The organism is Butyrivibrio sp., assembly GCF_015056685.1.
In the GTDB taxonomy this organism is placed as follows: domain Bacteria; phylum Bacillota; class Clostridia; order Lachnospirales; family Lachnospiraceae; genus Butyrivibrio.
This window is the reverse complement of sequence record NZ_SVFW01000029.1, coordinates 1-12,661: the sequence shown is the minus strand read 5'-3', so window position 1 is coordinate 12,661 and position 12,661 is coordinate 1. Positions and strand designations below refer to the sequence as shown.

The 12,661-nt window shown below is 41.2% G+C and carries 13 protein-coding genes, 1 tRNA gene and 1 riboswitch; of the genes, 12 read left to right on the top strand and 2 right to left on the bottom strand.

The window, feature by feature from the left end:
• Positions 1–112: 112 nt before the first annotated feature.
• Complete coding sequence (locus E7303_RS11300) at positions 113–1,153, top strand: DUF3592 domain-containing protein (protein WP_292145394.1); 1,041 nt, start codon at positions 113–115, stop codon at positions 1,151–1,153.
• 27 nt (positions 1,154–1,180) lie between these two features.
• On the opposite strand, the gene E7303_RS11295 is transcribed toward E7303_RS11300, so the two are convergent.
• Together E7303_RS11295 and E7303_RS11290 are read right to left on the bottom strand one after the other, a co-directional pair.
• The gene (locus E7303_RS11295; RefSeq protein ID WP_292145393.1) at positions 1,181–1,582 is read right to left on the bottom strand and encodes a PaaI family thioesterase; all 402 of its coding nucleotides are present in this window, start codon (positions 1,580–1,582) and stop codon (positions 1,181–1,183) included.
• A gap of 19 nt (positions 1,583–1,601) precedes the next feature.
• Complete coding sequence (locus E7303_RS11290; protein WP_292145392.1) at positions 1,602–2,042, bottom strand: type II 3-dehydroquinate dehydratase; 441 nt, start codon at positions 2,040–2,042, stop codon at positions 1,602–1,604.
• Between the two features lie 150 nt (positions 2,043–2,192).
• A riboswitch (TPP riboswitch) is annotated at positions 2,193–2,297 on the top strand.
• A 120-nt stretch (positions 2,298–2,417) separates the two neighbouring features.
• Between E7303_RS11290 and thiW the strand changes: the two genes are divergently transcribed.
• The 11 genes from thiW (at position 2,418) to E7303_RS11235 (ending at position 12,512) form a co-directional block, all read left to right on the top strand.
• The gene (gene thiW, locus E7303_RS11285) at positions 2,418–2,951 is read left to right on the top strand and encodes an energy coupling factor transporter S component ThiW (RefSeq protein ID WP_103869103.1); all 534 of its coding nucleotides are present in this window, start codon (positions 2,418–2,420) and stop codon (positions 2,949–2,951) included.
• The gene (gene thiM, locus E7303_RS11280) at positions 2,951–3,784 is read left to right on the top strand and encodes a hydroxyethylthiazole kinase (protein WP_292145391.1); all 834 of its coding nucleotides are present in this window, start codon (positions 2,951–2,953) and stop codon (positions 3,782–3,784) included. Before thiW ends, thiM begins: the two co-directional genes overlap by 1 nt.
• A gap of 27 nt (positions 3,785–3,811) precedes the next feature.
• Positions 3,812–4,456, top strand: a complete 645-nt coding sequence (thiE, locus tag E7303_RS11275; protein ID WP_292145390.1) for a thiamine phosphate synthase — start codon at positions 3,812–3,814, stop codon at positions 4,454–4,456.
• Between the two features lie 25 nt (positions 4,457–4,481).
• Positions 4,482–5,267, top strand: a complete 786-nt coding sequence (gene thiD / locus E7303_RS11270) for a bifunctional hydroxymethylpyrimidine kinase/phosphomethylpyrimidine kinase (protein ID WP_292145424.1) — start codon at positions 4,482–4,484, stop codon at positions 5,265–5,267.
• An 83-nt stretch (positions 5,268–5,350) separates the two neighbouring features.
• Positions 5,351–6,655 carry a phosphomethylpyrimidine synthase ThiC gene (thiC, locus tag E7303_RS11265; RefSeq protein WP_292145388.1) on the top strand — a complete coding sequence of 435 codons (1,305 nt, stop codon included), beginning with the start codon at positions 5,351–5,353 and terminating at the stop codon, positions 6,653–6,655.
• A 135-nt stretch (positions 6,656–6,790) separates the two neighbouring features.
• A complete protein-coding gene (gene efp, locus E7303_RS11260; RefSeq protein ID WP_292145387.1) occupies positions 6,791–7,348 on the top strand; it encodes an elongation factor P in 558 nt (185 codons plus the stop codon).
• A 130-nt stretch (positions 7,349–7,478) separates the two neighbouring features.
• Positions 7,479–8,378, top strand: coding sequence for a DUF5688 family protein (locus E7303_RS11255; RefSeq protein WP_292145386.1), 900 nt, complete (start codon positions 7,479–7,481; stop codon positions 8,376–8,378).
• 45 nt (positions 8,379–8,423) lie between these two features.
• Positions 8,424–8,495: transfer RNA gene (locus tag E7303_RS11250), tRNA-Arg, on the top strand.
• A gap of 46 nt (positions 8,496–8,541) precedes the next feature.
• A complete protein-coding gene (locus E7303_RS11245; RefSeq protein WP_292145385.1) occupies positions 8,542–9,819 on the top strand; it encodes an SH3 domain-containing protein in 1,278 nt (425 codons plus the stop codon).
• A gap of 27 nt (positions 9,820–9,846) precedes the next feature.
• On the top strand, positions 9,847–11,022 hold the full coding sequence (locus E7303_RS11240) for a Gfo/Idh/MocA family protein (RefSeq protein ID WP_292145384.1): 1,176 nt from the start codon (positions 9,847–9,849) through the stop codon (positions 11,020–11,022).
• Positions 11,023–11,042: 20 nt separating this feature from the next.
• Positions 11,043–12,512 (top strand): cell wall hydrolase, encoded by a 1,470-nt coding sequence (locus E7303_RS11235; RefSeq protein ID WP_292145383.1) that lies wholly within the window; start codon positions 11,043–11,045, stop codon positions 12,510–12,512.
• Positions 12,513–12,661: the final 149 nt, after the last annotated feature.

Sequence of the window (12,661 nt, the reverse complement as noted above, 5' to 3'; positions counted from 1 at the left end):
TACTTTTCCCATATCAATGCTTTTTTGAATTGAATTAATTGTTATACCATAAAAAAGCGGCTATACTAATAAGTGAAAAACAAGTTACTTGCAATGAAATGGAGGTTGTAATATGTTTTCAGTACGTGGACCTAAGCTTAAATATTTTGCCGCTATACTAGCTGTAATTTGCCTGTTTGGAGGAGTGTATTTTACGTTTTTTCAGTCCAGGGGATTTGAAAAGACCTCGGCAACAATCGTGGATCTTGAGGCAGATCAGACCGGTGAGGATGTCACCTACTATCCTATCGTGGATTACACAGTAGATGGCGTATCTTACACAGGCAGGGTGGATCAGGGAAGTGGCTCATACTCTGTCGGAGATACAATCACAATTTATTATAACCCGGAAAATCCAGAGATAATTCATGGTGGCAAGGGAATTGGCATTTATTTCATGATTGCAAGTGTGGTTATTCTGGCTATCGTTATAGTTTCCAGTGTAAGAGAGCATAGGGGGTTAAAAGAGACCAAAGAAACTATCAGGGAAAGTGGCAATACCAAATATGCTCCCCATATGGAGGGAGAGGAAAGAGAGCTTTATTTCCTGACAGACCTGGGAACCTTGAAGGCTGGACACCGTATCGAGGATGCCAATAGGAAGGTTCTCTATGAGGCAAAAATGACTGAGCTAACAATGTTTGGCGCATATAAGTTCGATTTTATAGACCATGAGCATGGCACTACCATACCTCATATGGTTGGGCATGCAGAGGAAACTCAGTGGGGATCAATTTTGCTGGATGACCATCTTACCTTCGAGTTTGATGGCGTGGACGTATGGAAGCATTTAAAGGAAAACGGAATCAGCGTTGAAACAAATTATACGGCTGGTGAATCTACTTTGGTTGGGATGAAGTACCACATATTTAGGGATGGTGCAGAAGTTGCAGTTGCTGAGATGACAAGTCAGTATCCCCATGAAGATGATGCTGCTGAGCACAAATTGGCCAGTGCAGTTCCTATTGAAGGATTTTTCCGCATTTGGACAAAAGAGCAGAATCTTGACCTTTTGTTTTTGACGATTATGGCATTTGCTCGAAGCAAGTCCAGCGACGATAAGGGAGGCACTATAGGAGCGAAGATTGGAACAATTAAAAAACTGACAAAGTGAAAGGAATAGGAAAACGACAAGACGAGATTAAAATGGCACATGTGCTCCTGTGAAGGAGACTACTGCAATCAGTTTGTCGAGGTCATCTGTCACAGTGACTTCGAAGAAGCTGTTTCTTTTGCCATCTTTTAAGAGTCTGGCTTCTGCGTACAGCTTCGTGCCTTTAGATGCAGACATGAAGCTTGCCTGACCTACAAGGCTAACTGTTGCGCACTCTTTTCCATAATTGGATGCTACTGCGAAGGCAAAATCAGCCAAAGTATAGATGGCGCCGCCCATAATTCCGCCGTAGGCGTTTTTGTGCTTTGGAGTAAGAGCCATGCTGCATTTGGCGTAGTTGTCACCAATTTCATCTATTACTGCACCGGAAAGTTCTGTGGCATATAAATCTTTTGAAAAAACTTCTCTTGCATCTTCAAGTGTTCCCATGTTTAATCCCCAATTAGTATTATTTTGAAAGAGTTTCTTTTATATAATCCATGGCTTCAAGGTATCCGTTAAGCCCATGGCCATAAATCTGTTTATCGCAGGCCGGAGCAGTTACAGAAATCTTGCGGAATTCTTCTCTGGACTGGATATCTGAAATATGTACTTCTACCTTTATGATCTGTTCAACGCTTTTTAATGCATCGTGGATAGCGTAGCTGTAATGAGTGTAAGCTCCTGGGTTTATTACAATTCCCTGAGTGCCATCGCTATAGGCTTCCTGTATTCTGTCAATGATTGCGCCTTCATGATTTGACTGGAATAATGTGACTTCATCCCCGTCTGCAGCAGCTTTTTCTTTTATCATATTGCAGAGATATGCATAATCCTGATTTCCATATATGGCTTTTTCTCTTATTCCAAGAAAATTGAGATTTGGTCCGTTGATCACAAGAATTTTCATGTTTTTTCTGCTCCTGTTTCCAAATTTATCATGTTAAAAAAGATTATAAATAATGAGAAGGCAGAATAAAAGGAAAAAATAATGTTTATCAGAAAAAACAAAATTCCCCTTGCACCTGCTATTGAATTGGTGTATAAAGAGAAAGGAAAATTTAACAGACGGGAGCTTGTATTACAGGCTGAGAGGAAGGTGTGACCTTCGACCGAGAACCTGATTTGGATAATGCCAACGTAGGGATGCCTGATACTAGGAGAATATTCGCGGAAGCAACCAAACAAGGTTACTTCCGCTTCGTGCGTTTATGGGAAAAACGCAGAGCGGATAGGAACCTTGTGAATATTATGAGCAAAACCGTCTGAGAAAAGGAGAAAAGGTATGAAAAAAAGTAACTGGTTATTAAGGATGGTAATGCTTGCAATGTTCGTTGCGCTGGGGGTGGTAATATCACCAATTTTGAGGATTGAGGGAATGTGCCCAATGGCGCATCTTATCAACATCACCTGTGCTGTGTTTATGGGACCTGCCTATGCATTTTTGTGCGCTGTTCTGATCGGAGTTATCAGAATGATGATTATGGGCATCCCTCCGCTTGCTCTTACAGGAGCTGTGTTTGGGGCAGCACTTTCCGGTATTTTCTACAAACTTTCCAAAGGAAAGATCATCGCAGCTGTTCTTGGGGAAATCATTGGAACAGGAATCATAGGCGCAATCGTTTCTTACCCGGTAATGACATATATCTGGGGAAAACAGGGACTTACATGGTTCTTTTATGTACCATCATTTATCTGCGGAACCCTCATTGGAGGAAGCATAGCATTTTTGCTTCTTAACAGATTGGAGGCGGCAGGTGCTCTTTCAAAGATCCAGAACAGTTTAAAAGACATTGAAACAAAGGAAAAGGCGGCATAATGGCTGATTTGATCCATTGTATTACAAATCCAATATCTATGATGCAGTGTGCCAATGCGGTTTTGGCTCTCGGTGATAAGCCCATAATGGCTGAGCATCCATTGGAGGTAAAAGAAATAACAGATGATGCATCAGCGCTTTTATTAAATCTTGGTAATATATCTGATTCCAGGATGGAAGCCATGAAAATATCATTTGAGGCAGCTCTTTTTAAAGAGCTGCCTATTGTGCTTGATGCGGTTGGTGTTGCGTGTTCAGAGCTTAGAAGGAAATTTGCTTTGGAACTTATAAAAGAAAGAGAAACTCTAATGCGCGATGAGAGCAGGGACTTCAAAGGATTCTTTTTGATAAAGGGCAACAATTCAGAGATAAAGGCACTTCTCGATGAAAAATACAGGGGAATAGGCGTTGATGCTGATGCAGCTTTGGAAGCAGATGAGACTTTGAGTGCAGCAAAGAAGCTCGCAGCAAGTCTTAATGCAACTGTTTTGTGCAGTGGCGAGACGGATGTGATAACTGATGGAAAAGAGACATTCCTTCTATCGAACGGAGTCTCGGAAATGGGGAAAATAACCGGAACAGGCTGCATGCTTGGAGCGATATGCGCAAGCTTTTTGGCCCATGATAAAAGTCTTGATCAGGTTGTAAAAGCCTGCGCGTTTTTTGGAATTGCAGGCGAGCTGGCAAGGGAAGAACTATTAAAGAATCAGAAGGATATGAATGAAGGGCGCAGCCCAATAGGCTGCGGAAGCTTCCTTATAAAACTGTTGGATGAACTATCAGTTGTAAACGAAGATATCATTGAAAAACGGATTAAACTCCAAAAAATATAAAAAAGTGAAAGAAGCAGGAAAAGTTAAATGAGCAGAATAGACAGAGCGCAAATGAAGCTGTATCTGGTGACAGATAGTACTAACCTGCCTGAAGAGATTTTTTTAAAGAAGGTAGAAGATGCCTTGCGAGGCGGAGTGACCATGCTTCAGATAAGGGAAAAAGACAAGACTACAAGAGATTACATTGAACTTGCCGCAAAAACTCATGAAATAGCTAAAAAATACAATGTTCCGCTTATTATCGATGACAGAGTGGATGTTGCCATGGCTGTAGATGCCGAGGGCGTGCACCTTGGACAGAGCGATATGCAGGTGGATAAAGCAAGGAAAATCCTTGGTGAAAAGAAAATAATAGGTGCCACCACAAAGACAGTTCCACAGGCCCTTGAGGCATACAAAAGCGGCGCGGATTATCTGGGAGTTGGAGCTATTTATCCCACAACAACCCATGTTAAGACAGTTATAACTTCTGTTGATACGTTAAAAGAAATCTGCAGAAGCGTTCCAATCCCGGTAAATGCCATAGGAGGTCTTAATAAAGATAACATAAGTGTCCTTAAAAATGCTCCAATATCCGGTATATGCGTTGTTTCAGCCATTATGAAGTCAGAAAATCCATATATGGCGGCAAAAGAATTGTTTGAAGCCTATACAGCCCTGAAAACGGAGTAGTGTTATGAACGGTGGATCAAAAAAAATAAAGACAGTACTTACAATAGCGGGAAGCGACTGTTCAGGCGGAGCCGGGATCCAGGCAGATCTTAAAACGATTGAAGCTCATGGATTGTATGGCATGAGCGTTATCACGGCTTTGACTGCACAAAACACACTTGGAATAAGCGGAATCATGGTGGTGGGAGCTGAATTTGTAAAAATGCAGCTTGAGGCAATATTTGATGACATAAGGCCAGATGCAGTGAAAATAGGTATGCTTCCCGATGCAGATGTTATGAAGGTTGTACGGGATGTGCTTGTTGCAAACAAGGCATCAAATATCGTACTTGACCCGGTACTTGGATCAACATCAGGGACAGAGCTCTCCAAAAAGGAAGCGAGAGAGTTCCTTAAAAACGAGCTCTTTTGCCTGTGTGATCTGGTAACCCCTAATATTCCGGAAGCTGAAATACTCAGCGAGAGAAAAATAGACTCAAAGAAAGATATGGAAGATGTTGCCAGATCTTTGTCGGAAGAATATGGCTGCAGCTTTTTAGTAAAAGGCGGACACAGCTCTTTTGACAGTGAGAATGAAGCTTGTGACTGTCTGTATCATAGAAATTCTATCTTTATAGAAGGAAAGCGGATAAATAATCCTAACACACATGGTACGGGATGCACGTTATCAAGTGCTATTGCCTGCAATCTGGCTTGCGGCCTTACCATGGAAGAGTCAGTAAAAAGAGCTAAAGAATACATTGGAAAGTGCATATCAGCGGGACTTGATATCGGTAGAGGCAGGGGACCTCTTTTACATAATTTGAGGTGACTGTTCAGAGCTAGGACTCGGAAACATAAATGTTTTCGCTTGACTCTGAATATTTACAAAATAAAAACTTGAGGAGAAAAGGTATGACAAATTACACAACACAGATGGATGCTGCAAGAAAGGGGATCATAACACCTCAGATGGAGGCTGTTGCAAAGGACGAGTACAGATCAGCAGAAGAAATAAGAGATCTTGTAGCAAGGGGACAGGTAGCAATCTGTGCTAACAAGAACCATAAGTGCCTAAAACCTAAGGGAGTAGGCTCTATGCTAAAAACAAAGATAAATGTAAATCTTGGAGTTTCAAGGGACTGCAAGGATTATGATGTTGAGATGGAAAAAGTGATGGCGGCTGTAAACATGGGTGCTGACGCCATTATGGACTTATCTTCTCACGGAAACACACAGCCCTTTAGAAAAAAGCTTGTTGAAGAATGCCCTGTAATGCTGGGAACAGTGCCGGTTTATGACAGTGTTATCCACTATCAGATGGATCTTTCCGAACTGACAGCCAAAGATTTTATCGATGTTATAAGGCTTCATGCTGAGGATGGTGTTGATTTCGTGACACTTCACTGCGGAATAACCAGAAAGACCATTGATCAGATAAAAAGACATAAGAGAAAAATGAATATTGTGTCAAGGGGCGGCTCCCTTGTTTTTGCATGGATGAGCATGACAGGAGAAGAAAATCCCTTCTATGAATACTTTGATGAGATCCTTGAAATATGCAGAGAACATGATGTGACAATCTCCCTGGGAGATGCCTGCAGACCGGGATGCCTTGCGGATGCCAGCGATGTATGCCAGATTGAAGAGCTGGTAAGACTTGGAGAACTGACAAAGAGAGCCTGGGAAAAAGATGTTCAGGTCATGGTTGAAGGACCGGGACATGTGCCAATGGATCAGATCGAGGCAAATATGAAGATGCAGCAGACAATCTGCATGGGAGCTCCTTTCTATGTACTTGGACCACTTGTTACAGATATTGCTCCCGGATATGACCATATCACATCTGCAATCGGTGGTGCTATCGCAGGGGCAGCAGGCGCAGCTTTCCTTTGCTATGTGACACCGGCAGAACACCTTGCACTTCCAAACGTAGATGATGTTAAACAGGGTATAATCGCTTCTAAGATTGCAGCACATGCTGCTGATATAGCAAAAAAGATCCCGCATGCCATGGACATCGACAATGAAATGGCTGATGCCAGAAAGAATTTTGACTGGGATAAACAGTGGGAGTGTGCCATCGACCCTGAAACTGCGAAGGCTATAAGAGCCGACAGAGCACCTGAATTTGATGATACCTGCTCTATGTGCGGTAAATTCTGCGCTGTCAGGAGCATGAACAAAGCACTTGCTGGAGAACATATTGACATATTATAATTAGATAGACTATCCCGTAAAAAAATAGTTGAAAAAAACAAGTCTATAGTTTAAACTATACTAGTTGTTTGATGTAAAAATTTATATTGTTACTTTCTTAAACGCAGATAGTGACGTTTTTTAGGAGGATTTTTTATGATTTCTGCAAGTGATTTCAGAAATGGTATGACCATCGAAATCGATGGCAACGTATGTCAGATTATTGAATTCCAGCACGTTAAGCCTGGTAAGGGCGCTGCTTTCGTAAGAACAAAGCTTAAGGATATCATCAATGGCGGTGTTAAAGAGACAACATTCCGTCCTACTGAGAAGTTCCCAGCAGCTCGTATCGACAGAAAAGATATGCAGTATCTCTATCAGGATGGCGATATCTACAACTTCATGGATTCAGAGACTTATGAGCAGATCGGACTTACATCTGAGCAGGTTGGAGATTCTCTTAAGTTCGTTAAAGAGAATGAAGTATGCAAGATCAATTCTTACAATGGAAGCGTATTCGCAGTTGAGCCTCCAATGTTCGTAGAGCTTGCAATCTCTGAGACAGAGCCTGGATTCAAGGGCGACACAGCTACAGGTGCTACAAAACCTGCTAAGGTTGAGACTGGTGCTACAGTTTATGTTCCTCTCTTTGTTAACGAAGGAGATGTTATCAAGATTGATACTAGAACAGGTGAGTACCTTTCAAGAGTTTAATCTGTATACAACCGTATCTGATTCATTTAGATCATAATTTTATAGAAACGAATGTAAGACAATAGTTTATTTGAGCTATTGTCTTATTTTTTTACTTTTATCAAAAAATTGAAATGGAGAGGATATGAAAATGAATATATTAGAATTTGGAAAGATAATGACAGAGGAAGTAAAGGATGCGCTTGGAAATGCTGTAGATGTGGAATTTAAGGAGATTACCAAGAATAATGGTATAGTCAATCACGCACTTATTATCAGAAAACAGGCAGAAAATGTAGCTCCTACAATCTACATCGATGATCTCTATGATAAATTTAAGGATGGGAAGGTGATCATGAGTATTGTGAATGAGATTGTAGAGCTGTATAACCAGTATGCCCCGGGGGAGAGCGTTGATGTGTCATTTTTTACCGACTTTTCGAAAGTGGCAGGTCTTTTAGCGTTTAAGGTCATAAATTTCTACAAAAATGAAGAAATCCTTAGAGATATCCCGCATAAGAGATTTGCAGATCTTGCCCTGGTTCCGTTTTGCCTTGTTCATGATGAAAGGCTTGGAAGGGGGATCATTACTATAAAAAATGAGCACTTGAAGGAGTGGGAGGTATCATTTGACGAGCTATGGGAGAATGTCTATGAGAATGCACCCAAAATTCTGCCACTTACTTTCGGTAATATGGCAGAGTATGTGCCTGCTCTGAAAGAAATGCCCCTTGATGGAGTCCTTCCTGAAATGTTTGTCTTCTCAAACAGTTCAAAGATCAACGGAGCAGGAGTCTTTTTGTATCCGGGGGTAATGGAGGCAACTTCAAAAGCTCTGCAAAGCAGTTTGATCGTGATCCCCTCATCTGTACATGAGGTGATAGTTATTCCTTCTGAAAAAATGGCAGTAGATCCAGGCTATCTTTACAAGATGGTAAAAGAAGTAAATTGTACTGTTGTGGAGGATGGAGAAGTGCTAAGTGACAACGTTTATTTTTATGACAAAAACACTGGCAAAATGGGGGTTTTGCAAGAGGAAATGGCTATTTAAATTGGACTTTAGAGTGCGCATATGATATTATATTCGGGTATGTATGCACCCGTAGTCTAATGGATAAAACGTAGGCCTCCGACGCCTTTGTTGCTGGTTCGAGTCCAGTCGGGTGCATGTTTACTAGTATAGTGGGGACTATTACTTATTCAGAGGTTTTATAATGAAAAAGAAAAATGACTTTAATTCATGGAGAAATGAAAAAAAGGATATATTTGCAATTCTAGGCGACAATAAAAAGATTCTCATGCCTGTTATCTTGGTGCTTGCTGTTGCTATTACTGTTGGCATTGCTATCAGTGCAAACCGCAGGGCTGCGATGCTTGCTGAAGCTCCGGCCGATTCTGACGTGGCAGCGACTTTTGAGATTCAGAATGTAACTATGGAAGAGAATGCATATCCTGATGTGAATGCTCTTGTTGATACTTATTACACTGCAATGGCTGAGGGTGATTCAGAGACTATCAAGTCTATCTACAAGGGACTTGATGAGACAGAAGCTCTTAAGGCAGTTGCAGCTGCAGATTATATAGAGGATTTCGAGAACATTGTCGTATATACAAAACCCGGTCCTTTGACCGGAAGCTATGTGGCTTACGTATATAACGAGGTTAAGCTCTATGAGTATGAAAAAGCCATTCCCGGACTTGAGACTATGTATATCTGTACTGATGAGGATGGTAATCTTTATATCAATGGAGACATTGCTGATGCCAACGAGATCGAATATATAAAGAACGTGAATGTACAGGCTGATGTTATTGACTTAAACAACAAGGTAGCATCAAGCTATAATGAGATGGTCAATTCTGATGAAGCGCTTGCAGAGCTTTTGACCAAGATGAGATCAGGTATCCAGGTATCAGTAGGAGAGGCTCTTGCATCTTCTGAGGCGAGCTCATCAACTGCAGATGATGCAGAGGCAAGTGATGAGAGCTCAGAAGAAGTCAGCGAGGCAGCACAGGAGACAGAGCCTGAGACAACGACGGTTCGCACTATCAAGGCAACAGATGTCATAAACATCAGAAAGTCTGATAGTGAAACAGCGGATGTTCTTGCCAAGACTTCAAAGGGACAGGAGTTTAAGGAACTTGAAGCTCTTGCAAACGGATGGAGCAAGATAGAATATAATGGCGGAGTAGCTTATGTAAAGACCGAGTTTTTTGAGGTTGTAAGTGAAGAAACAGTTGCAGCTGATAATACTGAGACTGAAACAGAAACTGAGGAGACAACCTCCACAAAGGATACTTCTGCCAAAACTGGTAAGATGACTGTTAAGGAATCAGTAAGGCTTCGTAAGTCTGAGAGCACTGAGGCTGATATCTTAGCGATGATCTATTCCGGTTCAACTGTCAACGTAGTGGAACAATACGCTAATGGCTGGGCAAAAGTAGAGTATAATGGAAATACAGGATATATCAAATCTGAGTTTTTGGAGTAATTAGACCCGAATAAGGAGGCAAGCTATATGTTTGGACGAACAAGAGTTGCTATCATGGGTACTGGCAAAATTGCAGAGATCATGGCCAAAACCCTTAAGAATGCCAAGGGAGTTACCTGTTATGCTGTGGGTTCCAGAACTGAAGAAAAGGCGAAAGCATTTGCATCCAAATATGGAATAAAAAGATATTATGGATCATATGAAAGTCTTGTAGCGGATCCGAAGGTTGACCTTGTTTATGTTGCGACTCCACATTCTGAGCATTTTGAGAATGTGAAGCTGGCTCTTTTAAATGGAAAGCATGTATTATGTGAAAAAGCCTTTATGCTGAATGAACAGCAGGCTAAAACCATATTTGATCTGGCTGAAGAGAAAAATCTCCTTGTAGTAGAAGCTATGTGGGTAAGATTTATGCCTATGAGAAATAAGCTCATGGAGGTTCTGGCCGGAGGTGTTATTGGCGAGCCTACGATGCTTACAGCAAATCTTGGATATAACATTGCGCACAAAGAGAGAATTGCCAAACCTGAGCTTGGTGGTGGTGTTCTACTTGATCTTGGAGTATATGTTCTTAATTTTGCGTCAATGGTATTTGGAAATGATGTGACAGATATTGTTTCCATGTGCTCTTTTAACAATTTAGGGATGGACCTTCACGACAGTATTACGCTTAGATACAGAGATGGCAAAATGGCCGTGCTTAATGCGTCAGGTCTTTCTGTAAGTGACAGAAGCGGTGTTATCTATGGAACAAAAGGATATATTGTTGTAGATAATATAAATAATTTTGAGGGAATCACGGTTTACGACTCTGACCACAAAAAGACTGCTTATTATAAACGGCCTAAGCAGAAGACTGGTTATGAGTATGAGGTTGAGGCATGTGTGAGAGCGCTTAATGAGAAGTGGATTGAGTGTCCTGAAATGCCGCATTCTGAGAGCCTTAAGATCCTTAATATGATGGATTTTATCAGAAAGACTAATGGAATAGTATTTCCTATAGAGAAAAATGAAAATTGCCTGGAACAAATGCAGGAAAACGAGACTGGGGATGTTTTGAAGGCTGAAGTTGTTCAGGCAGACGTAGTAAGTACGGAAGAGAATAAAAACGATACTGAAGAAATACAGAATGAAACGGTTAGTGTGTCAGAAGAAAATGAGGGAATTTCTGAAAATGCACAGGATGAGAATGCGGGGCTGTAGAAGAGTAAGACGAGGAGTTTATGCGAAAGAAGTATTTATTGGGAATTTTGCTCATAGCAATAATAGCGGGAAACATTCCATTTGTCAGTTATGCTGATGAATATGATGATACTATTGCTGCAATGCAGCAGCAGGAAGCACAAACTCAGGCGGAAATTTCTGATCTTGAAAAGCAGACTAAGGAAACTAAGGATGCTATCAGCGCTCTTCAGGGACAGAAAGCTCAGACTCAAAGCAACGTAACCAATCTGGAGACCCAGAGCAGTGCGCTGCAGAGTACAATTAATGGATATTCTAATAAACTTAATTCGCTTAACGAAGAGATTTCTGAAGCAGAAGTCGCAATGGCTGAAGTGTCTTCAGAAATCGTTAAGCTAAATTCTGAACTTCAGCAGGCAAAGGCTGAGGAACAGGACAGATATAATCTTTTAAAGAAACGACTTAAGTCCACCTACGAAAAAGGGTCAGGTGCAGGACTTCTTCAAATCCTTTTGGAATCAGGTTCGATTCAGGAATTTCTTACTAAATTTGAATATTTGAATGCCATCATTGAATATGATCAGAGAAAGATCAGTGAGTATCAGGAATTGCAGGCTGATATTGAGAGTAAAAAAGCTGTGGTGGAAGAGAAAGAGGCAGAACTTGATCAGTATCAGATACAGCTCGATGAGAAGCATGATGAACTGGCTGATCTTACAGATACGGTAAGAGGACAGCTTAGCAATACCAAGAGTACTCTTTCTTCTGAAAAGAATAAACTTGCTGATTATGACAAACAGCTTACTGAACTCGATTCCAAGATGAAAGCCCTGGAAGCTAAAACGGCAGCGGCACAGGCAGCTCTTGCTAAACAGATAGCAGAGAGACTTGCTATGACTAAGGAAGATACATCAGGCTCATATGCTGCAAGTGCAGATGAACTTACCTGGCTGGCGGCAACAATACAGGCTGAGGCAGATGGAGAGTCATATACAGGTAAGCTTGCTGTAGGCTCTGTTATCATGAACAGAGTTAAGAGTTCTGCTTTCCCGAGCACAGTTGTGGGCGTAATAACGCAGAATATGCAGTTTGCTTCTTATCGTTCCGGTAAGGTTGAACTTATCATATCAAATGGTCCTAATTCCACTTGTATCCGCGCGGCTCAGGAAGTTTTGGATGGAGCCCGTGTAGGTGACTATCTCTTTTTCATGACCAGATACTGGGCAGATTATTATGGAATTGCTGAATATGAGATGATTGGTAATCATGCATTCTTCTATCGCTGGATAGTAAAAGAGAAAGAAGAGGAAGAAGAGCAGGAAGTCGAGGAAACAGAAAACTCCGATGACAGCTCCGATAATCAAGAAAGCGAATCATCTTCGGAATCTGAAAATGAGGAGAATTCTGATGAATCAGAAGAATCTGAAGAAAACTCAGATGAATCGGAGGAGAATTCAGATGAAAACTCGGAGGAAAACTCAGATGAAAGCTCTGATGAAGGCGGGGAGTAAGGCTGATTGCGACATATATTAGCTAACTGTAATAAAAAAAAATAAAAATGAATTTTGCTCTTGCACTTTAAATCCTGTCTTTGACAGCTTTTTAAAGAAAAAAGTCCTGTATCCCGCTCTGGTAGCGGATTACGGGACTTTTATTAATT

Coding starts and splice junctions, on each gene's coding strand:
- E7303_RS11255 (WP_292145386.1), top strand. CDS start 7,479: ATGAATATATTAGAATTTGGAAAGATAATGACAGAGGAAGTAAAGGAT.
- efp (WP_292145387.1), top strand. CDS start 6,791: ATGATTTCTGCAAGTGATTTCAGAAATGGTATGACCATCGAAATCGAT.
- E7303_RS11235 (WP_292145383.1), top strand. CDS start 11,043: ATGCGAAAGAAGTATTTATTGGGAATTTTGCTCATAGCAATAATAGCG.
- E7303_RS11245 (WP_292145385.1), top strand. CDS start 8,542: ATGAAAAAGAAAAATGACTTTAATTCATGGAGAAATGAAAAAAAGGAT.
- E7303_RS11295 (WP_292145393.1), bottom strand. CDS start 1,582: ATGGGAACACTTGAAGATGCAAGAGAAGTTTTTTCAAAAGATTTATAT.
- E7303_RS11290 (WP_292145392.1), bottom strand. CDS start 2,042: ATGAAAATTCTTGTGATCAACGGACCAAATCTCAATTTTCTTGGAATA.
- thiC (WP_292145388.1), top strand. CDS start 5,351: ATGACAAATTACACAACACAGATGGATGCTGCAAGAAAGGGGATCATA.
- thiW (WP_103869103.1), top strand. CDS start 2,418: ATGAAAAAAAGTAACTGGTTATTAAGGATGGTAATGCTTGCAATGTTC.
- thiE (WP_292145390.1), top strand. CDS start 3,812: ATGAGCAGAATAGACAGAGCGCAAATGAAGCTGTATCTGGTGACAGAT.
- E7303_RS11240 (WP_292145384.1), top strand. CDS start 9,847: ATGTTTGGACGAACAAGAGTTGCTATCATGGGTACTGGCAAAATTGCA.
- E7303_RS11300 (WP_292145394.1), top strand. CDS start 113: ATGTTTTCAGTACGTGGACCTAAGCTTAAATATTTTGCCGCTATACTA.
- thiM (WP_292145391.1), top strand. CDS start 2,951: ATGGCTGATTTGATCCATTGTATTACAAATCCAATATCTATGATGCAG.